Origin of the sequence: Rhodococcus sp. B7740 (genome assembly GCF_000954115.1) — a bacterium.
Taxonomy (GTDB): Bacteria; Actinomycetota; Actinomycetes; order Mycobacteriales; family Mycobacteriaceae; genus Rhodococcoides.
The window spans coordinates 3,400,540-3,421,379 of record NZ_CP010797.1 but is presented as its reverse complement, the minus strand read 5'-3'; the positions used below and the strand labels follow the sequence as shown (position 1 = coordinate 3,421,379).

The 20,840-nt window shown below is 64.7% G+C and carries 19 protein-coding genes; 9 read left to right on the top strand and 10 right to left on the bottom strand.

The window, feature by feature from the left end:
* Position 1 precedes the first annotated feature (1 nt).
* Both NY08_RS15700 and NY08_RS15695 read right to left on the bottom strand, forming a co-directional pair.
* Entirely contained in the window at positions 2 to 931 is a 930-nt protein-coding gene (locus NY08_RS15700) for an ABC transporter permease (protein WP_032396714.1), read from the bottom strand.
* Between the two features lies 1 nt (position 932).
* Positions 933 to 2,510 carry an ABC transporter substrate-binding protein gene (locus NY08_RS15695; RefSeq protein ID WP_045200564.1) on the bottom strand — a complete coding sequence of 526 codons (1,578 nt, stop codon included), beginning with the start codon at positions 2,508 to 2,510 and terminating at the stop codon, positions 933 to 935.
* Positions 2,511 to 2,849: 339 nt separating this feature from the next.
* On the opposite strand from NY08_RS15695, the gene NY08_RS15690 reads away from it, so the two are divergent.
* Positions 2,850 to 3,845: a 2-hydroxyacid dehydrogenase gene (locus NY08_RS15690; protein ID WP_082073834.1), complete on the top strand. Its 996-nt coding sequence runs from the start codon at positions 2,850 to 2,852 to the stop codon at positions 3,843 to 3,845.
* Positions 3,842 to 4,237 carry a universal stress protein gene (locus NY08_RS15685; RefSeq protein WP_045197375.1) on the top strand — a complete coding sequence of 132 codons (396 nt, stop codon included), beginning with the start codon at positions 3,842 to 3,844 and terminating at the stop codon, positions 4,235 to 4,237. The genes NY08_RS15690 and NY08_RS15685 overlap by 4 nt, the downstream gene beginning before the upstream one ends.
* Before the next feature lie 176 nt (positions 4,238 to 4,413).
* On the opposite strand, the gene NY08_RS15680 is transcribed toward NY08_RS15685, so the two are convergent.
* Positions 4,414 to 5,307, bottom strand: coding sequence for a LysR substrate-binding domain-containing protein (locus NY08_RS15680; RefSeq protein WP_045197373.1), 894 nt, complete (start codon positions 5,305 to 5,307; stop codon positions 4,414 to 4,416).
* Between the two features lie 172 nt (positions 5,308 to 5,479).
* On the opposite strand from NY08_RS15680, the gene NY08_RS15675 reads away from it, so the two are divergent.
* Both NY08_RS15675 and NY08_RS15670 read left to right on the top strand, forming a co-directional pair.
* A complete protein-coding gene (locus NY08_RS15675; protein ID WP_045197371.1) occupies positions 5,480 to 6,988 on the top strand; it encodes a SulP family inorganic anion transporter in 1,509 nt (502 codons plus the stop codon).
* 34 nt (positions 6,989 to 7,022) lie between these two features.
* On the top strand, positions 7,023 to 7,430 hold the full coding sequence (locus tag NY08_RS15670) for a MerR family transcriptional regulator (protein ID WP_032396710.1): 408 nt from the start codon (positions 7,023 to 7,025) through the stop codon (positions 7,428 to 7,430).
* An 8-nt stretch (positions 7,431 to 7,438) separates the two neighbouring features.
* Here the strand turns inward: NY08_RS15670 and NY08_RS15665 are convergent, their stop codons facing one another.
* Positions 7,439 to 8,695: a lipase family protein gene (locus tag NY08_RS15665; protein ID WP_045197369.1), complete on the bottom strand. Its 1,257-nt coding sequence runs from the start codon at positions 8,693 to 8,695 to the stop codon at positions 7,439 to 7,441.
* A gap of 213 nt (positions 8,696 to 8,908) precedes the next feature.
* On the bottom strand, positions 8,909 to 10,618 hold the full coding sequence (locus tag NY08_RS15660; protein ID WP_045197367.1) for a ribonuclease J: 1,710 nt from the start codon (positions 10,616 to 10,618) through the stop codon (positions 8,909 to 8,911).
* A 141-nt stretch (positions 10,619 to 10,759) separates the two neighbouring features.
* Between NY08_RS15660 and NY08_RS15655 the strand changes: the two genes are divergently transcribed.
* The 4 genes from NY08_RS15655 (at position 10,760) to NY08_RS15640 (ending at position 14,406) form a co-directional block, all read left to right on the top strand.
* On the top strand, positions 10,760 to 11,308 hold the full coding sequence (locus NY08_RS15655) for a dihydrofolate reductase family protein (RefSeq protein ID WP_032396707.1): 549 nt from the start codon (positions 10,760 to 10,762) through the stop codon (positions 11,306 to 11,308).
* Between the two features lie 103 nt (positions 11,309 to 11,411).
* Positions 11,412 to 12,902, top strand: a complete 1,491-nt coding sequence (locus tag NY08_RS15650) for a flavin-containing monooxygenase (RefSeq protein WP_045197364.1) — start codon at positions 11,412 to 11,414, stop codon at positions 12,900 to 12,902.
* Positions 12,899 to 13,744 (top strand): SDR family NAD(P)-dependent oxidoreductase, encoded by an 846-nt coding sequence (locus NY08_RS15645; protein WP_045197362.1) that lies wholly within the window; start codon positions 12,899 to 12,901, stop codon positions 13,742 to 13,744. The genes NY08_RS15650 and NY08_RS15645 overlap by 4 nt, the downstream gene beginning before the upstream one ends.
* On the top strand, positions 13,741 to 14,406 hold the full coding sequence (locus NY08_RS15640; protein ID WP_052683839.1) for a TetR/AcrR family transcriptional regulator: 666 nt from the start codon (positions 13,741 to 13,743) through the stop codon (positions 14,404 to 14,406). Before NY08_RS15645 ends, NY08_RS15640 begins: the two co-directional genes overlap by 4 nt.
* A gap of 2 nt (positions 14,407 to 14,408) precedes the next feature.
* On the opposite strand, the gene NY08_RS15635 is transcribed toward NY08_RS15640, so the two are convergent.
* Positions 14,409 to 15,335: an alpha/beta hydrolase gene (locus tag NY08_RS15635; protein WP_045197360.1), complete on the bottom strand. Its 927-nt coding sequence runs from the start codon at positions 15,333 to 15,335 to the stop codon at positions 14,409 to 14,411.
* Between the two features lie 83 nt (positions 15,336 to 15,418).
* Here NY08_RS15635 and NY08_RS15630 point away from each other — a divergent pair, with 83 nt between their 5' ends.
* Positions 15,419 to 15,967 carry a TetR/AcrR family transcriptional regulator gene (locus tag NY08_RS15630; RefSeq protein ID WP_045197358.1) on the top strand — a complete coding sequence of 183 codons (549 nt, stop codon included), beginning with the start codon at positions 15,419 to 15,421 and terminating at the stop codon, positions 15,965 to 15,967.
* A gap of 1 nt (position 15,968) precedes the next feature.
* On the opposite strand, the gene NY08_RS25250 is transcribed toward NY08_RS15630, so the two are convergent.
* The 4 genes from NY08_RS25250 to NY08_RS15610 all read right to left on the bottom strand — a co-directional run bounded on the left by NY08_RS25250 (position 15,969) and on the right by NY08_RS15610 (position 20,813).
* Positions 15,969 to 16,883, bottom strand: coding sequence for a GGDEF domain-containing protein (locus NY08_RS25250; protein WP_144407379.1), 915 nt, complete (start codon positions 16,881 to 16,883; stop codon positions 15,969 to 15,971).
* A gap of 104 nt (positions 16,884 to 16,987) precedes the next feature.
* On the bottom strand, positions 16,988 to 18,256 hold the full coding sequence (locus tag NY08_RS15620; protein ID WP_045197357.1) for a glucarate dehydratase family protein: 1,269 nt from the start codon (positions 18,254 to 18,256) through the stop codon (positions 16,988 to 16,990).
* Positions 18,256 to 19,182 (bottom strand): 5-dehydro-4-deoxyglucarate dehydratase, encoded by a 927-nt coding sequence (locus tag NY08_RS15615; RefSeq protein WP_045197355.1) that lies wholly within the window; start codon positions 19,180 to 19,182, stop codon positions 18,256 to 18,258. The genes NY08_RS15620 and NY08_RS15615 overlap by 1 nt, the downstream gene beginning before the upstream one ends.
* 32 nt (positions 19,183 to 19,214) lie before the next feature.
* Positions 19,215 to 20,813, bottom strand: coding sequence for an aldehyde dehydrogenase (NADP(+)) (locus NY08_RS15610; RefSeq protein ID WP_045197353.1), 1,599 nt, complete (start codon positions 20,811 to 20,813; stop codon positions 19,215 to 19,217).
* Between the last annotated feature and the right edge of the window lie 27 nt (positions 20,814 to 20,840).

Below are 20,840 nucleotides of genomic sequence, written 5' to 3'. Positions count from 1 at the left end.
CCTAGACCTTCACCTTGTCGCGAACCCGGGCGTCGAGCAGTGCATAGCAGGCGTCGATGACGATGTTGAGCACGAAGATGGACACCGCCGTCAACAGCACGGCCGCCTGGAGAACCGCGAAGTCGCGCTGCAGGATGGCGTCGATCATCAGTTTTCCGATGCCCGGCCAGCCGAAGATGGCCTCGACGACCACCGCTCCGTTGACGAGACCCACCATCAGGTCGCCTGCGACCGTGAGCGCCGGTGCGGCTGCGTTACGCAGGGCGTGGTGGGTGACGACCCGGAGATCGCCTGCCCCTTTGCTTCTCGCGAGTCGCACGTACGGTGCCGACAGTGCCGAGACCATTGCGCCGCGCACCACCTGGGTGAGGACTCCGAGGGGACGAATGAGCAGAGTCGCGATCGGCAGTATCCAGGAGAGCATTCCGTTGTCGACACCGGAGGTGGGCAGCCAGCCGAACAGGATGGCGAAGACGTAGACGCCCATGATGGCGAACCAGAAATCGGGAATGCTGGCTGCGGTCATCGACAGCAGGCTCGAGATGCGATCGGCCAGCGAGTTGGGCCGGTACGCGGCCCAGCAGCCGATGATCACGGCGCCGAGGATCGCGAGGAACATCGTCGCGAACGCCAGCTGCAGTGTCGCCGGGAATGCGCGCAGTGCCATCGCCGACGCGTCCTCGCCGGTACGGAGCGACTGCCCGAAGTCGAGTTGCACGACGCCCTTGAAGTAGTCCAGCAGCTGCGTCAGCACCGGCTGATCGAAGCCGTTGGTGGCGCGGAACGCCTCGCGCTGGGCCTGAGTTGCCGACTCGGGTAGGTACAGGCTGGTGGGGTCGCCGGTGAGCCGAGCGAGGAAGAACACGCCGAGCAGGACGACGAACAGCGGAACGAGGCTGGTGTAGATCCGTCTGCGGAGAAATCTGAACATGTCAGGGCCTCTCGGTATCGGCGCGAGTCATCGCGGCGAGATGCATTTCGTCGACCGTGGCCGAGTTGGGGGTGTAGTCGACCGAGGACGCCTTGGCGAGCACACCGTTCATGTGCGCGATGTAGGCCATCTGCATGATGTCCTTCGGTTCGTCGGCGAACACCTGCGCGTACGCGTCCTGCCTGTCTTCTCCGGTCAGTGCGCCCGCCGCGGCGATCTCTCTGTCGAATTCCGCTGTGCCGTAGGCGCTCTGGAATCCGTCGCTGGTGAAGTACTGGTCGACGGTGAAGGCCGAGTCGCCGGCCTGGTTACCGTGCTGAATGACCAGCAGGTAGGGCCCGACGTCCGGAAACGGGCGTTCCTGATATTCGGCAGTGCCGGCGGCATCCATCATTTCGATCTTGACGTTCATGCCGATCTTGGACAGCGAGTTCTGGATCACCTCGACTGTTTCGTTGATCTTGGGGAACTGTCCGGTGCGCCCGATGAGTCGAATCTCGGTGTCCACGGGTACGCCGTCGGCGCGGGCCTCGTCGATCAGCGTGCGGGCCCGGTCCATGTCGTAGGGCCACGGCGTCAAGTCCTCGTTGAATCCCACGACGCCCTCGGAGATGAGTTGTGCTGCGGGCGAGCCGAGTCCGCGGAACAGCGCTTTGACGATGCCGCCGCGGTTGATCGCGTAGTTGATCGCCTGCCGCACCCGCATGTCGTCCAGCGGCGGTTGCGCCGCCTGGATGCGGAGCGCCGTCGTCTCGTTGTTGGGGTAAGCGACTCCCAGGTCACCTGCCCCGTCCTCCGGGCCGACCGATGTCGCGATCTCGGCCTCGCCGTTGGTCACCATCGAGGCGCGGACGCTTCCCTCGCTGCGCCACTGGTATTCGGCCCTGGCGTACTCGGGCTTCGGACCCCAGTAGGTCTCGTTGCGTACGAGCGAGAGCTTCTGTCCGTAGTCCCAGCGTTCGATCGCGAACGGTCCCGTTCCGATCGGTTCACGCACGCGCTCGGTGTAGCTGGCTGTGCGTGGGACCATCTCGACGAACGACAGACGTAGCGGCAGGATGGGGTCGGGTTCCGGGGACTGCACAGTCAGTGTCATCGGATCGACCGCGTTCACCACCAGGTTCGCGTCACCGAACACATAACCTTCGACGTTGCAGCCCAGTTCCGAATTGACCGTGCGGTCGATGGAGAACGCGGCGTCCTCGGCTTCGAAGGGACTGCCGTCGCTGAAGGTCACGCCGGGGTGGATCGCGAACGTCCACTCCGTGTCGGAGGTCTGTTCCCACGAGTCGGCGAGCTTGGGCTCGAGATCGCCGGTGCTGGGGTTGCGTTCCATGAGGGGCTCGGTGATGTTCGAGCGGGTGACGACCCCGACCGACGTGAGCGAGACATCGCACGCCTCGAGGGTCGGCGGTTCCTGCGGCAGAACGATGCGCAGGGTGTCGGCGCGAGCGGCTCCACCGTTGTTGGAGTTGGCGACTGTGCAGCCGCTCACGATCAACGAAAGTGACAGTGCGCCAACGGCTGATGCGATGACGCGATGGTTCCGTCCCTGCTGCACGAAGAGTGCAGGGCTCATGGTGGCCTCCAGTGGGAAAAAGGATCCGCGTCTGCATGTCGCAGCCGAATCTGTGACGGTAGACACACGGTAGGAGCGTGCGATCTTCATCGTCAACCGGACGAAAACCGGTTTTCGAGCAGTTTCGTGGGTCACACCGGACGCTTCGATGGGGTTTGGGTCACAGGCATGGGGGACTGACCAGGCCCGATGCAGGTCGGGGTAGTCGAGGCGGCATCGGCAATGCGTCGTTCATGCCGTTTGGGTATCGGTCCATGTTATTTCCGTGTTGGACAGGTATTCGAGAAGCGGCATACCGTACAGGAAACGCGCACGTTCCACCATCTCGCGAGGAGAACAATGGTCACCGTCAGCTCAGAGAAAACCTCTGTGTCGCAGCAGGATTCGCAACAGGGCGGTCGAGTGCTCCGAGTGGGACCACTCAAACCGTCGTTGATGGACACCTTGGTTTCCGAGTACGACGCGCTGGTTCTTCCCGAGGGCGACGAGCGCGAGGACTTTCTGGCCGCACACGGCAGTTCGATCACCGCGGTCGTCACCTCCGGCCGGACCGGAGTCGATGCTGCGCTGATGGACCGGTTGCCCCAGCTCGGAGCCGTCGTCAACTTCGGTGTCGGCTACGACACCACCGACGTCGACGCCGCAGCCGAACGCGGAATCGCCGTGAGCAACACCCCCGACGTGCTGACCGATTGCGTGGCGGACCTGGCTGTCGGCTTGCTGATCGATACCGTGCGCGGGCTCTCGTCCGCCGAGCGATTCGTGCGTGCCGGCCGCTGGCCCGCCGAGGGCAACACGCCACTGACGCGTCAGGTCACCGGCACGCGCGTCGGAATCATCGGACTCGGCCGCATCGGTTCGGCAATTGCCGATCGGCTCAGAGGGTTTCGCTGCGAGATCTCGTACCACAATCGTAACGAGATCGACGGTTCGCCGTATGTCTACGCTGCCGGCCCGAGAGCGCTCGCAGAGAACGTCGACGTGCTGATCATCGCCGCGTCCGGCGGCTCGGGAACTGCGCATCTGGTCGACCGAGCTGTGCTCGAAGCGCTGGGGCCGCAGGGTTATTTGATCAACGTGGCGCGCGGAAGCGTCGTCGACGAGGAAGCGCTGATCGAGTTGCTTGCAGCGGGGCAGCTCGCCGGTGCCGGCCTGGACGTCTTTGCCCACGAACCGAACGTGCCCGACGCTCTGGTGGCGATGGACAACGTGGTGCTGCTGCCGCACGTGGGTAGCGCGACGGTGGAGACCCGCGCCGCGATGGAAGCGCTCACGCTCGAGAACCTCGATCGCTTCCTGGCCGACGGCACCCTCGTCACACCGGTGACGAAGTGACCGTCGTCGTCGGCTACTCGCCGACCATCGAAGGAAAAGGCGCACTGCCCTTCGCGTTTCGTGAGGCACTCATGCGCGAAACGGACTTGCTCATCGTGGCCGAGAACGACAGCGCAGGCGAGGCGGACTTCGCTGCCACCGTCGAATCGGCTCGCGAGGAGGCGTCGGCGCTCGGTGTCACGACGAAGATCCACGACAACGAAGCAGGCCGCTCGCATGCCGACAATCTGATCGACCTCTCGTTCGACGAGCAGGTTCAGCTCGTCGTCATCGGCATCCGGCGTCGATCACCCGTCGGAAAATTGTTCATGGGCAGCATCTCTCAGCGTGTACTGCTCGAGGCCCACTGCCCGGTGACGGCCGTCAAGCCGCCGGTGGGGTTGCCGCGCTGAGTGCGCGTCATCGGCGGGTCCTGCCGTGTCGAATCACATCGATCACGCAAACGGGGACCTCACACCGCTTTTATCGACTGTGCGCCCCCGCTATGACCTGATCGGGGGCGCGCAGTCGGTAAAAAGGGCGCTCACTTGCGGTTTCGGGCACGCTCGGCAACTCGATCAGCGGCGCATCACGACCACTCACGCGTCGGCAGTACATCGGTCATGAAACGGTGCAGCGCCGGGTTGTCGTTGTCCACCCGCCAGGCTGCGTCGAGCTCGACAGGCCGTTCCTTGACGGTCCGAACCGGCCGAAACACAACACCTTTCGGACGCATGGTCGACGCGGACTCCGGCACCAGTGCCAATCCGATGCCCGAGCGAACGAGGACCAGCATGGTGTGGACCTGGGTCACGTACTGCACGTAGCGCGGGGTGACGCCGACGATGGTGAACGTGCTGATCAGCAGTTCGTGGAAGTACCGCGCATCGACGGGTGAGTACATGATGATCGGCTGCTCGTCGAAGTCCTCCACCGTCAGTTCGGCCTTCTCGGCAAGAGGGTGGTCGTGGGGCATGGCGGCGATCAACGACTCGTGCAGCACCGGCCGCGATGCGATACCCGGCCGCTTGAGTGGTGGCCTGGCCAATCCGAGATCCAGATCGCCGACGGCCAAGGATTCCATCTGCACCGACGAGACCATCTCGCGCAGAACAAGTTTCACGTCGGGAAGTTTGTCGCGTGCGGCGTCGAGCAACTGCGGCAGCACCGCGTGCGCCGATGCGCCGGTGAATCCGACGACCACGGTCCCCAAGTCTCCGGTGGGCACACGTCGCACCGTCAGCAATGCGCCCTCGGCGAGGTCGAGGATGCGTCGAGCCTCGGGAAGGAACGCCAGGCCCGCGGCGGTCAGGGTGACCGACCGGCTCGTGCGGTCGATGAGCTGCACTCCCACTTCGCTCTCGAGTTGTTGAATCTGCCTGCTCAGCGGCGGTTGTGTCATGTGCAGCCGCTCGGCAGCCCGGCCGAAGTGCAACTCCTCGGCGACAGCGATGAAGCAGGACAGCCTGTTGAGCGAGAACATCCATTCATTCCTTGCATCGCGCTGGGGAGTTTCGGCGTGTTTCTCGTATGAATCTAGCGCACCTCGTGGAAACCCCGACGATTGACAACCTTCTCTCCGGTAAGAGTAGAGTTGCCGGCGGAGCGGACGCTGTACCTGTCGCAGTCCCTCGCACCCATCGAACGGAGTTGTCGTGTCTCGAGCTGCCCAGGTGCCTGCCACCGCTGTCGAAGACGTCTCGGTGCTGGGTGCGTTGCGCTCACCGAGGCGACTGAAAACCGAGGTTCCCGCTGGGCTGGTGGTGGCGCTGGCGTTGATCCCGGAAGCCATTTCGTTCTCGATCATCGCCGGTGTCGATCCGCGCGTCGGGCTGTTCGCGTCGTTCACGATGGCCGTCACCATCTCCATCGTCGGTGGCCGACCGGCGATGATCTCTGCGGCCACCGGTGCGATCGCCCTGGTTGTCGCTCCGTTGGCCCGTGAATACGGCCTCGACTACCTCATCGCCGCGGTGATTCTCGGCGGCGTCCTGCAGATCGTGTTGAGCGTCCTCGGTGTCGCCAAACTCATGCGGTTCATCCCGCGCAGCGTCATGGTCGGATTCGTCAACGCGCTGGCGATCCTGATCTTCACCTCGCAGGTGCCGTACCTGATCGGGGTGCCGTGGTTGGTGTACCCGATGGTCGCGGCCGGACTGCTCGTCATGTTCTTCCTACCGAAGCTCACCTCCGTCGTGCCTGCACCTCTGATCGCGATCGTGATACTCACCGCTGTCACTCTCGTCTTCGCGCTGGCCGTCCCGGACGTGGGCGACGAGGGCGAGCTGCCGTCCTCGCTGCCGTCGTTCCTGATACCGGACGTGCCCTTCACGTTCGACACGCTGTCGATCATCGCGCCGTTCGCGCTCGCGATCGCTTTGGTCGGTCTGCTCGAATCACTGATGACGGCCAAGCTCGTCGACGACATCACCGATTCGCACTCCGACAAGACTCGTGAGGGATGGGGTCAGGGTGTGGCGAATCTGGTCACCGGGTTCACCGGCGGTATGGGCGGCTGCGCGATGATCGGCCAGACCATGATCAACGTCAAGGTCTCCGGTGCTCGAACCCGTATCTCGACATTCCTCGCCGGCACCTTCCTGCTGATCCTGGTGGTCGGGCTCGGTGACATCGTCGCGCTCATTCCGATGGCCGCGCTGGTCGCCGTGATGATCATGGTGTCGGTCGGCACCTTCGACTGGCACAGCATTCACCCGAAGACGTTGCGGCGCATGCCCAAGAGCGAAACTCTCGTCATGGTTGTCACGGTCGCTGTCACCGTGGTCACCCACAACCTGGCCTACGGCGTCGTCGTCGGTGTCGTCACCGCGATGGTGCTGTTCGCCAGGAGGGTTGCGCACCTGACCGAGGTGGTCGATGTGGCTCATCCGGACGAGGACACGCGCGTCTACGCGGTGAAGGGCGAGCTGTTCTTCGCGTCGAGCAACGATCTGATCTATCAGTTCGACTACGTCGGAGATCCGAAGAACGTCGTCATCGACATGTCCGAGTCGCACATCTGGGACGCCTCGACCGTGGCGACTCTCGACGCCATCACCACCAAGTACGCGGCGAAGGGCAAGACGGTGAAGATCGTCGGTATGAACGCGCCGTCGGTCGAGCGGCACGATCGTCTCAGTGGAAACCTGGGCGGCGAGCACTGACTAGGGTGGACGCTCGGGCGAGGAGAGGCGGCACATGGCAGACGACGGCACACACATGCAGATCGGACAGGTGGCTCAACGCACCGAGCTGTCCATCCGCACGGTTCGTCATTACGACGACGTCGGCCTGGTCACCCCCTCTGCTCGCTCGGCCGGTGGTTTTCGGCTGTACACCGAGACCGACGTCGAGCGTCTGCTCGTCATCCGCCGGATGAAGCCGCTCGACTTCACCCTGGCCGAGATGAAACAGCTCCTGGAATCCCTCGACATCCTCGGAGACGAGAACGCGGCCGACGACGCGAGGTCGTCGGCCGCGGCCTTCGTTCGTGAATGTCATACCAAGGCCGAGGACAGCTGCCGCACGCTGCGGCGGCAGCTCGCCTACGCCGAGGAGCTGACCGAGGTGCTGTCGACTCGCGGAGCAGCAGTCCGGAGCGAGTAGGTTCGGCTCTAGCGGCCGAAGCTACTGCATCCGGGTCGAACCGGAATTCCCGCCAGGCGGTCGTCCAACCACGCGAACGCAGCGGGAGCTCCGGTGCCGGCCACGATGCTGTGTTCACCCAGGTATTCCTCGAGGCGGACGTCGGCTCCGCGTGAACACCACTTGTCGAACACGGCCTCCGGACCTTCCTTCGGAATCCAGAACTCCTGCTGTCCGTGATATATGAACACCGGTGCCGTCGGAGTTCCGCCGTCTCCCAATCGATTCCGATCGGCAATCGCGAGCGCCAGCGGCGAATTGAACGCATCGGGAGTGATGGACAGTGACTCGATACGGATCGGAGCAACGATTCCGAACGGAGCGATCCCGACGATGCACAGGTCCTTCGACGCCTGTGCGAGCCGCCACCCGTCGTCGTTGTAGAGCGAGAGCATCTCGGGGTATTCGCGCGCAACGCCCATCGCTGCCGCGAGGAACACCGCCGACGCGGCGTTGCCGTTCATGGACTGACGGAGCAGCGCGAAGTCGGTGGGCGTTCCGCCGAACGCTGCGCCGACGATGTTCAGTTCGGGGGCGTAGGCCGGAGCCTCCTGCACGGCCCAGCCCGATGCGATCGCCCCGCCCGAATAGCCCGTGATGCCCAGGGGCGCAGTCGGATCGAGGCCGATCGCGGCGGTCGTGACCGCTCCGCGCAGACCGTCGAGTACGGCATGTGCCGCCATCGGTCCGACGGCGTACGCATGGCGCGGCCCCTGATGGTCGGTGACGACGACGGCGTAGCCCCGCGCCAGAAGCAGCTGCACGGGTGCCAATTCCGGAGCGATGCCGCGTTGCATGGTCCACGATGGCTCGCACGTGGCACCGAGCGAATCGATGGCCATGTTGTAGGCGACAACAGGGCGCGGACCGGGCGAGGTCCAGGGCGCGGTCGGGACGATGACGCTGGTGACGATGGCAGCGGGGCGGTCCTTCGCGTCGGTCGAGGCGACCAGCAGTTGGGTGGTGGTGACCGGGGTGACAAGTGGTCCGACGGTGACGCTACGGGTCCGTAGAACTGTTCCGGGAGCGGCTGTTTCGTATCCGGGCGGCGGCACGACCCACGGATCGTCGAGCGGTGTCGCGGCGATCGATTCGGCGGTGCGCGGTGGATTCTGGAAATCGCCGAGTGGATCGGCAGCCGCCGACCATTGCCCGCCCGACACCACCAGTGACACCGCAGCCACCACCGCCGCATACCGACGGCCGAACTTCGCGTACTTCCCCATCGAGACCCCCCGGTCGACGTTCCGGATCGTTACCGGAGCTATTCACACGACTCTAGGGGCAGGAACCATCCACAGGGGCCGAACGCACAATTTGCTCGGATCGGGCGGGGACCGGCGACCCGGCACGACAGACCGACCCTGGCGTACCGGGCAGCAGCCGTTCCACGCGCGGCTTTCCTGTGGTCACTCACCTCGTCACCGAGAAGACGTGCTCTAGCCGTCGACGACGACCGGAACGATGAGGGGCTGACGGCCCAGGGTCTGCTTGGCCCAGCGCGCCGACTCCTGCACGATGCGCTTTTCGATGTGCTCGCGGGAGGCCACGTTCACGTCGCTCTCGCGGGTGAGGGTCTTGCCGATCGCCTTGGCCAACGAGTCGAAAGCGTTGGCCTCGTGCGCGAATCCGCGTCCGATGAAGTCGACGTCGTCGACCAGCAGGCCGGTATCGGGATCGACGATGGCGATGACGGTCAGGACGCCCTCGTTGGCGAGCAGCCGGCGCTCGGCCAACGAATCCTCGGTCACCCCACCGACGGCACTGCCGTCGACGTAGATCAGTTCGATGGGGACACTTCCGGTGATCTGAGCGACGCCGTCGAACAGGTCGATGACGCTTCCGTTCTCGGCGATCAGCACACGATCACGCGGTACGCCGGTCCTGATCGCGAGATCGGCATTGGCGCGTAGGTGTCGCGCTTCACCGTGGACGGGAAGCACATTGGCGGGTTCGAGGATGTTGTAGCAGTAGACGAGCTCGCCTGCGCTGGCGTGGCCGGAGACGTGCACCTTGGCATTTCCCTTGTGCACCACGCGTGCACCCTTCTCGACGAGACCGTTGATGACGCGGTAGATCGCGTTCTCGTTACCGGGGATCAAGCTGCTGGCCATCAGTACGGTGTCGCCGTCGCCCACCTTGATCTGGTGTTCGCCCGACGCCATCCGCGAGAGGGCGGCGAGGGGCTCGCCCTGCGATCCGGTGCAGATCAGCGTGATCTTGTGCGCCGGAAGCCGGTTGAGCTTCGGCAGATCGACCACGAGCCCGTCGGGTACGTCGAGGTAGCTCAGATCGGTCGCGATCTTCATGTTGCGCACCATCGATCGCCCCACGAACGCAACCTTGCGGCCCTGCGCATGCGCGGCGTCGAGCACCTGCTGAATGCGGTGGACGTGACTGGCGAAGCTCGAGACGATCACGCGTCCCGACGTTTCGCGGAACACCTTCTCGATGGCCGGGACCAGATCACGTTCCGAGACCATGAACCCGGGAACCTCGGCGTTGGTCGAGTCGACGAGGAGAAGATCGAGCCCTTCCTCGCCGAGGCGCGCGAAGCTACGCAGGTCGGTGATGCGACCGTCGAGCGGGAACTGATCCATCTTGAAGTCGCCGGTGTGCAGCACCAGGCCTGCGTCGGTACGGATGGCGATAGCGAGGCCGTCGGGGATCGAATGGTTGACGGCGACGAACTCGAGCTCGAACGGACCTTCCTGACGCGTCTGCCCCGCTTCGACCTCGATCAGCGTCGTCGAGACCTTGAACTCGTCGAACTTGGCGGCCAGGAAGTGCAGCGTCAGCCGCGACGCGATGACGGGAATGTCACCGCGCTCGCGCAGCAGGTACGGGACGCCGCCGATGTGGTCCTCGTGTCCGTGCGTCAGGACGATCGCCACGACGTCGTCGAGGCGATCCCGAATGCAACTCCAGTCGGGCAGGATGACGTCGACGCCGGGCTGGTGCTCCTCGGGGAACAACACACCACAGTCGACGATGAGCAGTTTTCCGTCGAACTCGAACACGGTCATGTTCCGGCCGATCTCGCCCAGACCGCCGGTTGCGATCACGCGAAGGTGCCCGGCCTGGAGTGCGGAAGAGGCTCGCTTTCTCGGAGCGGCGGGGGATTTCCGGTTACGTGGTGATCGCGACATGCGTCCAACGCTACGGGTGGGTCTCGACCTGCGTCGACCCCGGTCCGCACACCAACGGTTGCGCACGCGCGGAGGCGCAGTCTTCGACCATTTTCGGGCGATCGTGATTCGGACGTGCGGTTGAGGTGGTACACGTCGAGCATGCGCTCACTGGTGATCACACAGAACATCACTGTCGACGGAGTCATCGAGGCGACCGACGACTGGTTCGCCCGGGCAGGCGGGGACCCCGAGCTCGACGCGGCGCTGGCCGCGCAGAGAGACGAGTCGGATGGATTCTTGGTGGGGCGCTCGACCTTCGAGAGTATGCGCGACTACTGGGGTCCGAAAACCGATGACACAACCGGTGTGACCGATCACCTGAACCGCGTCGCGAAGTACGTCGTGTCCTCGACGCTGACGGACCCCGGGTGGGTGAACTCGACCGTGCTGTCCGGCCGACTGATCGACGAGGTCACGAGGATCAAGAATTCGAGCGGATCGGACATCGTCTGCACGGGGAGTATCACCCTGTGTCGGGAGTTGATCGCGTTGGACCTCGTGGACGAATACCGGTTGTTCCAGTTCCCTTACGTGCGCGGGCACGGCGAACGATTGTTCGACGGAACTCCGTCGCAGTGGTTGCGCCTCCTGGAGTGCAGAGCATTTCCGTCGGGGGCGTCCCTGGTGCGGTACGCGGCCCGTCGGTGACCTGTCGCGGGTCGACTCGATTCCATTGCGGAATCACGCGTCATCACTTTAAAGTGATGACGCGCGTCATCGGATGCCGCGCCCGTGGGAGGGGTCAGTCGATATGCAGATGCACAGTGTGGTCATCATCGGCAGCGGCTTCGGTGGCCAGTGCGCCGCCAAGGCCTTGCTCGATCGCGGGATCGACGACTTCGTCATTCTCGAGAGGCGTCCTTTCCTCGGCGGCACGTGGAAGCAGAACCGCTACCCGGGCGCAGCCGTCGACGTGCAGAGTCCGCTGTACTCGATCGCCTCCGAGCCGTTCGAGTGGTCGCGCATGTTCGCCGAACGCGAGGAACTGGAGCGATACACCGACCACGTGCTCGAATCGAACGGTCTGCCGGCTCGTACGCATGTCGACACCGACGTCCGGAAGATCGAATGGGCGGGAGACCACTGGACCATCACCACCTCGCGGGGTGACTACGCGGCGAAGTTCGTCGTCAACGCGTCGGGACCACTCAGTACACCCGTCGTACCGCCGTTCCCCGGGCGAGAGAAGTTCCAGGGCACCCAGTTCCACACCAACGACTGGCACACCGAGTACGACCACGCCGGCAAGAGAGTGGCGATCGTAGGCAGCGGTGCCAGCGCCGCACAGGTGATCCCCGCGATCCAACCCGACGTGGAGCAGCTGCACGTCTTTCAGCGCACCCCGCACTGGGTGATGCCGCGCCACGATCGTGAATTCACGGCGATCCAGCGAAAGCTGTTGCGCATCGAACCGATTCGAAGGGCGGTTCGCGCCGGCATCTACTGGACCCTCGAGACCCGCATCATCGGCTTCAAGTACTCGCGGCGAATGCTCAAAGCCGTAGCCCAGCGAACTGCTCTGAAACACATCGAGTCTCAGGTTCCGGACACCGAACTTCGGGCCAAGGTCACCCCGGACTTCACCATCGGTTGCAAGCGAGTGCTGCTGTCCAACACGCTCTATCCGGCACTCGGGAAATCGAACGTCACTCTGCACGACAGGAACGACGGTATCGCCGAGATCACCGAAACCGGAATCGTCACCACCACCGGCGAACACGTCGATGTCGATCTGCTGGTGTGGTCCACCGGATACGACGCCACCGACGGCGTCATCTCGTACCCGGTGATCGGACGCGACGGCCGGGCCCTGTCCGAGGTCTGGGATCCGTACCCGCGCGCCTACCTCGGCACCACGATTCCCGGCTTTCCCAATCTCTTCGTCGTCACCGGACCGAACACCGGTATCGGTCACACCTCCGCCATCTTCCTCATCGAGGCGCAGATGGAGTACATCGTGCGGGCGATCGACGCCGTCAGGCACAGTGGGGCGCTGGCGATCGAGGTCGCTGCAGATGCAGAACAGGCCTACACCGACAAGATTCACCGTGAGATGGAGGGCACCGTCTGGAAGGACGGTGGCTGCCACAGCTGGTATCAATCCAAATCCGGGCACGTCGTGGCGATGTTCCCCGGCTTCAGCTTCACCTTCCGCCGGTGGGCCAAGCGATTTCGTCCGCAGGAACACCACATTCACTTCTCGCCCACCGAGGCGACCGCGAAAGACGAGGTGTCGGCATGAAGGATCACTCGGGCCAGGTAGCGCTGATCACGGGAGCAGCAGGCGGCATCGGTTCCGCCGTTGCGTCGGCGCTGCATCGACGCGGTGCGTCGATCGTCCTCGTAGACATGAAATCGACCGACCTCGAGTCTGTGGCGGCGAAACTGGGCAACCAGCGCGTGGCGATCGCCTACGCCGACGTCACCGTGCGGGAGCAGCTCGACGCGGCCGTCGCCACCGCGATCGAGACCTTCGGCACGCTCGACATCGTGATGGCCAACGCCGGAATCTCCAGCGGTGCACAGGCATCGACCATACGGTCCGTCGAAGACGGAGTTTTCGAGCGCGTCATCGGCGTCAACCTGATCGGCGTGTGGAACACGGTGCGTGCCGCCCTCCCACACATCGTCGAGTCAGGCGGCTACGTATTGATCACCTCGTCCACGTACGCGTACCTCAACGGCCTGGCGAATGCACCGTACGCGGCATCGAAGGCAGCGGTCGAACAGCTCGGGCGTGCTCTGCGCGCGGAACTTGCGGGCACGAAAGCGACAGCGGGAGTGCTGTATCCGGGATGGGTCGCGACGCCGATCGCCGAGGTCGCATTCGGCGGCGACGACGTCGCGACAGCCATGATCGACCGCGCCTTCCCCACGCCGCTGCTCCGCCCGATCACCCCGGACAAGCTCGCCCGGGTCGCCGTTCGAGGGATCGGACGAAGAGCTGCGCGCATTTCCGTACCCGGCCGCTGGATTCCGATCTCGATACTGCGCGGCATCGTGAACCCGATCATGGACGCCACGATGGAGCGGGACGCCGAATTGATCCGTCTGACTGCCGAACTGGATGCCCGACGGTCATGAGCTCGGTGTCCGAAGCGGCCGGTCGGGCCTACGGCGGTGAGAGTGCCGCCGACCGCGACGACCGAAGGCGGCGGCAACTGCTGGATGCCGGACTGCGGGTGTTCGGCAGCGTCGGATACCGAGCGGCCACCGTGCGCGGACTGTGCCGCGAGGCCAAGATCGCCGACCGGCACTTCTATCAGTACTTCGACAGGACCGAGGATCTCCTGCTTGCCGTGTACGCGGAATGCATTGCACACCTGACCGACTCGGTGTCCGACACGATGGCGGATATCGATTCCGACGGCGACCTCAGAGCCGCCGCCGAACAGTTGCTCGATCCCTTCTTTCGGGTCGTCGAGGACCCACACCTGGCTCGGGTGGTGTGGATGGAGGTGCTCGGGGTCAGTCCGCGCGTCGAGCAGACGTATCTGACGGTGATGCAGCAATTCGGGACGCTGTTGCTCGGTTACCTCCGCACGTTCGCGGGCGACGTGGAGTCGGGGCCCGATGTGGATATCGACCTGCTCGCCACCGCCGCGATCGGCGGCATCAGCCACACCGCAATGACCTGGTACCAGAGCGGTTACGCCGCGGAACGACGCATCGTCGTCGCCACCATCGCGACCATGCTCGCCAATATCGTCGCCCCGTTGACGAACACCGACCCTGCCGAGCGGTAGCTCTACTGCACCGGCACAACTCTTTTCAGGAACGCGAGCTGCTCGTCGACGATGGTGGGGAACAACGGTTGCACATAGGGATCGAAGTGTCCGCCCTTGTGGATGTGCACGGTGGCGTCGGGAATTCTCGCTGCGACCTTCACGGTGACGTACGCCGGTGTGACCACGTCGTCGGACATGATCTGCAACAGCACCGGGCATCGGATGGACGACGCGGTGCGGCCGGGTGAGTACAGCCCGATGCGCAGGAGTATCCGTGCGGCAACGTTTTCCGGGTAGTCGCCCTCGCTCAGGCCTGATTCGAGGAGGAGTCGGTCGCGTCCGGGAACGGCGTCGGGTGAGGTCATGACAGCCAGGTCACCGGGATTGCCGACCGAGTCCACGTATCGGGGTGATCGTCCGCGCAGTGCGCGGATCCGGTCGATCACCGCTGACGGGGCCAGCTGGAGAGTGCGCCGAGGCCCGGTCGCGCGCACGGCCGCGATTCCGTCCACGTGTGGGATCTGGGCGATGACCGCCGCGAAGTTCTCGCCTGCGCCGGCCCGAGTGAGCACGTGTCCGCCTGCGAAGGAAGTACCCCAACCGACGATGCGATCCGAGTCGACGCCCTCGAGTGTTCGTGCGTAGGCGACGGCGTTGCGCCAGTCGACGAGTTGCTTGCCGATGTCGAGCAGCTGTCGCGGCTCCCCGTCGCTGTCACCGAAGTGCCGGTAGTCGAAGACGAGAACGGTGTAACCGGCGCGGGCGAAGACCTCTGCGTAAGCGAAGAGGCGAATGACGCGTGGGGTGCCGAAGCCGTGGGCCATGACGACGGCAGGGGTATCCCCGCTGGATTCGGCGGGTCGGTACACCGCGACGGCGCAACGGACCCCTTCCGAGTCGAACCATTCGTCGGTTCGGGTGTATCCGGTCTGGTTGTCGGCACTCATGTCGGTCGTCCCTTTTTCGGATTCTTGATCGGCATTCAAGAAGCTAGCAGCCTCTTGAATGTCGATCAAGATAGGATCGTGGAATGCCGCGCAACCGTCGACCCGTCGATCGCGCCGAGAAGCGTTCCGAGATCGTGAACGCAGCTCGGTCGCTGTTCGTCGACGACGGTTACGAGCACACCCCGATGGGGCGGATCGCCACCGCTGCCGGAGTGACGACCAATACGATCTATTGGTACTTCGGTGACAAGGACGAGCTACTGGTCGGCGTGCTGGACGAGATCCATGCCGACGCACTGAGCCGGTTCGTTGCCCTCGCCGACAAGTCGGTGACCGAGCAGGTTCTCTGGGTCGTGGACGAGCTGGAGAGATATCACCGACTGGTCGACACGGTCCACTCGCGCACTTCGGTCTCGGCCTATATTGACAAGTGGCACAACGACTTTCATGCGCTGTGGGAGCAGTGGATCGCCGTCGAACTGCGCAACGACGGGGTCGCCGACACCGACATCGAGCCGGCGACCCGCATGATCGTCTTCGTCATCGAGGCCATGTTGACACACCCGCAGGACGAGGCATCGAAACGGACGATGATCGATCTGCTGTTCCGCAAGGTCGGTGCTTCGAGCTGACCTAGTCGTGGACGGTCGTGCGATTTCGGCCGAGGTTCTTCGATTCGTACAGCGCCCGATCGGCTCGGCCGAGAGTGGTGCGGGCGGACTCGGTGCCCTGCCTACCCGCCACTCCCACCGAGATCGTCAGATCCGACGGCAGCTCGGCCCGGACGCAGTCGACGGCGGCGCTCAACTCCGCGATCGAGCCCGACGTACACAGCACCGTGAACTCGTCGCCGCCGGAGCGGCTGAGCAGGTACTGCCGAGGCAGGCACGTGCGGAGAGCGGACGAGACGAGCTCGAGTGCGTGATCGCCTGCCGCGTACCCGAAGTCGTCGTTGATCACCTTGAACCGATCGATGTCCACGACAGCGATCGCATCGATTCTCGAACTGCCTCTGGTGCCGGGCCGCGCATCCAGTTCACGGCTGAGCCGTCGCTGATTCGAGAGCCCGGTGAGGTGGTCGATCTCGGAGTTCGACGCCACGCTCTGTACCCACGCCGCAGAAATGGCGATCGCGATCAACACGAGCTCGGCGTTGATCACCAGCGCAGGATCGATCTCTCCCACCACGATGCCCAGATATGCGATGTAGAGCGCATTGAGCACGGTCGTCCGACGTGCGACGCGATGAGGAAGCACGATGAAGGCGGGCGTCACCAGCAGCAGTTGCAGAAAGATTCCGGACAGTGCGACGGTGTGCCCGCCCGCTGCGGTGCAGAACAGCGCGATACTGGTCAGTCCCGACAGGTGCATCATCAGATACAGGCGACGGGAGAGCACCGGTGCCGCGGCGATCATGTACACGCCCAGTCCGCACCACGACACCGCAAGTGCGAGCAGGATCGGAGCGGCCCGAGGACCTTCTGTCGCGATCGAGGTGACACCGACAAGGCCGCTGACCAGACAGTTGACTCCGGACGTACGAGCCACCGAGGCAGGGGAATACTGCCAGCCACTGTTCACAGGACTAACCTCTCGCACAGATCCCCACGACCTCGGGCGAGTTTAGCGCTGTGCGGGTGCAGGGACTCGCGTTACCAGCGCGGGCAGGTGTTCTGGAAGCTCGGATAGATGCTCTGCATGTATCCGGTGTCGTCGCGATCCCGGATCCCGCAATCGAGGTACTGCTGATGCAGCGCCGCCAGAGCATCCTCGTCGATCTCGACGCCCAGACCCGGGGCCGTAGGAACGGCCACTGCCCCGTCGACGAAGTTCAGGACACCCGGAACGATGACATCCTCGTCCTTCCACGGCCAGTGAGTGTCGCAGGCGTAGGTGAGGTTGGGCGTTGCCGCAGCGAGGTGCACCATCGCGGCCAGGCTGATGCCGAGGTGGCTGTTGGAGTGCATCGACAAGCCCATCTCGAAGGTCTCGCAGATTCCGGCGAGCAGCCTCGAACGCTGCAGACCTCCCCAGTAGTGGTGGTCGGACAGCACCACCTGAACCGAGTCCTTCCGTACGGCCGGCTTCAGGTGATCGAATGCGACGACGCACATGTTGGTCGCCAAAGGCATCTTCGCCTCCCGCGCGACTTCTGCCATACCCTCCAGCCCCGGAGTCGGGTCTTCCAGATATTGGACGATGCCGTCGAGTTCGGCCGCGACGCGGATGGACGTGTCGACCGTCCACGCCGCGTTGGGGTCGAGCCGAAGCGGCAGCTCGGGGAACGCTTCCCGTAGTGCCTTGATTCCGGCGATCTCTTCGTCGGGCGGAAAGACACCACCCTTGACCTTGATGGCCTCGAAGCCGTACTCGTCGATCATCTTTCGGGCCTGCCGTACCAGACCGGCCGGGTCGACTGCCTCGCCCCACTCGTCCGGCTGTCCACCGGGATGCGCTGCCCACTTGTAGAACAGATACGCACTGAACGGAACCGAATCGCGAACCTTCCCGCCGAGCAGATCCGACACCGGCCGACCGAGCACTTTCCCCTGCACGTCCAGGCAGGCGATCTCGAACGGTGAGAACACTCGGTCGGTGGTGCTGGCAGTGGTGATCATTCCTGCAACGCCGTCTCCGCCGGTGATCGACAGCGTCCCCAGTACGGTGTCGACAGCGTCTCGAACGGCGTTGAGTGCGAACACATCCAGGCCGGTGATGGCCTGCGCGGCCGCGTCGAGTCGGGCGAGATGCGCAGTGTCGGCGTAGGTCTCACCGAGGCCGACGACACCGGCATCGGTGTCGAGCTGAATGATCGCGCGCAGTGCGTAGGGCTGGTGCACGCCGACGGTGTTGAGCAACGGAGGATCGACGAAGGCGATCGGGGTGATCCGAGCGCCGGTGATCAGGACCGGATCCTGCATCAGTGCACCGCGAGCTCGTCGGCCAACACGGCCCGGCCGGCGGCGACGATCGCGGTCAGTTCCTCGAGGTGCGGGGCACTGATGTCCACCAGTGGCGGACGAACCGGGCCTGCCTCGATCCCTTCCATCGTCACGCCCGCCTTGATGAGAGAGACGGCGTAGCCGGGAACCTTGTCGCGCAGGCGAACCAGCGGGTGGAAGAACTCGCGAAGCAGTGCGGCAGTGAGCTCGTCGTTGCCGCTGTCGAGCGAACGATAGAACGCCAGGGCCAGTTCGGGTGCGAACGCGAACGTCGCAGACGAGTACAGCGTGACCCCGATCGCGCGGTATGCCTGCTGCGAGACCTCCGCGGTGGGCAGACCGTTGAAGAACTGGAAAGACTTGCCCGACGGTTCCAGCGCGTCCAGCACCGCGCGGACGATGCGGCCGACCTGATCGAGATCCCCTGTGCCGTCCTTGAATCCGACGACAGTAGGCAGCTGCGCCACCTCGACGGCCGAGTCCTCGGTGAAGCGGGCGTTGCCGCGGTTGTAGACGATCAGCGGCAGATCCGATGCACCGGCAACGGCCTTGGTGTAATTGACCAGACCGGCCTGCGGCATCGTCACCAGGTAGGGAGGGAGCAGCAGGATGCCGTCAGCACCGTTCGACTTCGCGCTCGCCGCGAATGCCTTTGCCTGGGCGACGGATCCGCCCGCACCGGCGTAGACCGGCACGCGACCCGCGACGACGTCGACTGCGGTGCGCACGATCTTGCCGAACTCCTCGGTTTCGAGGGCGTGGAATTCGCCGGTGCCGCAGGCGATGAACACTCCACCGGGTCCCGCGTCGACACCCTTCGCGATATGAGCGGCCAGCAGGTCGTAATCGACTTCACCGGAAGCGGTGAACGGGGTGACGGGGAAGAACAGGACGCCGTCGAGCATGGGGATCTCCTCGAGAATGTGGGTGGGGTGGATCAGTCTTGGGTGAGCCGGCCGTCGATGCGGCGGAAGATCCCGTCGGGATTGCCGTCCGCAATTGCGCTGGGCAGCAGGGAATTCGGTACGTCCTGGTAGGAGACAGGACGCAGAAAGCGTTCGATGGCGAGCGATCCGACCGATGTCGTGCGGGAGTTGGACGTGGCGGGGAAGGGGCCGCCGTGCACCATCGCGTGGCCGACCTCGACGCCGGTGGGCCATCCGTCGAACAGGATGCGCCCGGCCTTGAGTTCGAGAACCGAGAGGAGCTTGCCTGCCTCGGCATGATCGGACTCGTCGGCGTGCACGGTCGCGGTCAGCTGGCCTTCGAGCAGCGCGGCGACATCCCGGACCTGCTGTGCATCGGTGCAGCGAACGATGAGGCTCGACGAGCCGAAGACCTCGGCCTGCGCGGCCTCGGAGGTGAGGAACGTGTCGGCGTCGGTGTCGAACAGTGCTGCGCGGCAGGCATTCGGAGCGTCCGTTTCGGTACCACGGGCGATCTCGGTGACCGAACCGGACAGCGTGGCGACACCGTCCGCGTAACTCGACGCGATGTTCGGGGTCAACATCGTGGTGGGGGTCGATTCCTGCACCGCTGTGGTGGCCGCGTCGGTGAAGGACTGCAGGCCCGGGCCGTCGACGGCGATCACGAGGCCGGGGTTGGTGCAGAACTGCCCCGAGCCCATCGTGAGCGATGCGACGAAGGCGCGGCCGAGTTCGGCCCCGCGGGAGGCGAGTGCGCCGTCCATGACGAACACCGGGTTGATTGAACTCATCTCCGCGTACACCGGGATGGGCTCGCGACGACCGGCCGCCGCGGCCACGAGGGCCGTTCCACCCGAACGGGATCCGGTGAATCCGACGGCTTTGATGCGCGGATCGGTCACCAGATCGGTACCGAGTCCGCGGCCGGAGCCGAACAGGAGTGAGAATGTGCCCGAGGGCATTCCGGTGGAGGCCACAGCGTCGGCGATTGCTCGACCGACCAGCTCGGACGTTCCGGGATGGGCATCGTGGGCCTTGACCACCACGGGGCAGCCTGCCGCGAGCGCAGAAGCGGTGTCGCCGCCGGCAACGGAGAAGGCGAGCGGGAAGTTGCTGGCCCCGAACACCGCAACCGGGCCCAACGGAATCTGCCGCTGGCGGATGTCGGGGCGGGGCAGTGGCGTGCGCTCGGGCAGTGCCGGATCGATGCGGGCACCGTTCCAACTGCCCTCGCGCAGAACCGAAGCGAACAGGCGCAGTTGTCCGGTGGTGCGGCCGACCTCGCCGGTGATGCGGGCCAACGGGAGTCCTGACTCGGCAACGGTGCGCTCGATCAGAGTGTCGCCGAGGGCGGCGATGTTGTCGGCGATGGTCTCTAGGAACTGAGCGCGGGTCTCCGAGGACGTGGCGCGGTAGTCGGCGAACGCCTCGGCTGCTGCGGCACAGGCCTTCTCGACGTCGGTGTCGTTGCCGTGACCGTAGGCGGGTTCGAGATCCTCGCCGGTGCTTGGGTCGACTCCGTGAATCTGCGTGCCGGCACCGAAGACCGGGACGCCGGCGATGATCATCCGGCCGGTGAGGTTGGTGGACTGTGTCGTCGACGCTGTCATGGGGTGACTCCTAGGGCTGTGGTGCGG

Bases quoted from the DNA above. Each gene is read 5' to 3' on its own strand.
- NY08_RS15700 (WP_032396714.1), bottom strand. From the start codon at position 931: ATGTTCAGATTTCTCCGCAGACGGATCTACACCAGCCTCGTTCCGCTG.
- NY08_RS15695 (WP_045200564.1), bottom strand. From the start codon at position 2,510: ATGAGCCCTGCACTCTTCGTGCAGCAGGGACGGAACCATCGCGTCATC.
- NY08_RS15690 (WP_082073834.1), top strand. From the start codon at position 2,850: ATGGTCACCGTCAGCTCAGAGAAAACCTCTGTGTCGCAGCAGGATTCG.
- NY08_RS15680 (WP_045197373.1), bottom strand. From the start codon at position 5,307: ATGTTCTCGCTCAACAGGCTGTCCTGCTTCATCGCTGTCGCCGAGGAG.
- NY08_RS15670 (WP_032396710.1), top strand. From the start codon at position 7,023: ATGGCAGACGACGGCACACACATGCAGATCGGACAGGTGGCTCAACGC.
- NY08_RS15665 (WP_045197369.1), bottom strand. From the start codon at position 8,695: ATGGGGAAGTACGCGAAGTTCGGCCGTCGGTATGCGGCGGTGGTGGCT.
- NY08_RS15660 (WP_045197367.1), bottom strand. From the start codon at position 10,618: ATGTCGCGATCACCACGTAACCGGAAATCCCCCGCCGCTCCGAGAAAG.
- NY08_RS15655 (WP_032396707.1), top strand. From the start codon at position 10,760: ATGCGCTCACTGGTGATCACACAGAACATCACTGTCGACGGAGTCATC.
- NY08_RS15650 (WP_045197364.1), top strand. From the start codon at position 11,412: ATGCAGATGCACAGTGTGGTCATCATCGGCAGCGGCTTCGGTGGCCAG.
- NY08_RS15645 (WP_045197362.1), top strand. From the start codon at position 12,899: ATGAAGGATCACTCGGGCCAGGTAGCGCTGATCACGGGAGCAGCAGGC.
- NY08_RS15640 (WP_052683839.1), top strand. From the start codon at position 13,741: ATGAGCTCGGTGTCCGAAGCGGCCGGTCGGGCCTACGGCGGTGAGAGT.
- NY08_RS15635 (WP_045197360.1), bottom strand. From the start codon at position 15,335: ATGAGTGCCGACAACCAGACCGGATACACCCGAACCGACGAATGGTTC.
- NY08_RS15630 (WP_045197358.1), top strand. From the start codon at position 15,419: ATGCCGCGCAACCGTCGACCCGTCGATCGCGCCGAGAAGCGTTCCGAG.
- NY08_RS15620 (WP_045197357.1), bottom strand. From the start codon at position 18,256: ATGCAGGATCCGGTCCTGATCACCGGCGCTCGGATCACCCCGATCGCC.
- NY08_RS15615 (WP_045197355.1), bottom strand. From the start codon at position 19,182: ATGCTCGACGGCGTCCTGTTCTTCCCCGTCACCCCGTTCACCGCTTCC.
- NY08_RS15610 (WP_045197353.1), bottom strand. From the start codon at position 20,813: ATGACAGCGTCGACGACACAGTCCACCAACCTCACCGGCCGGATGATC.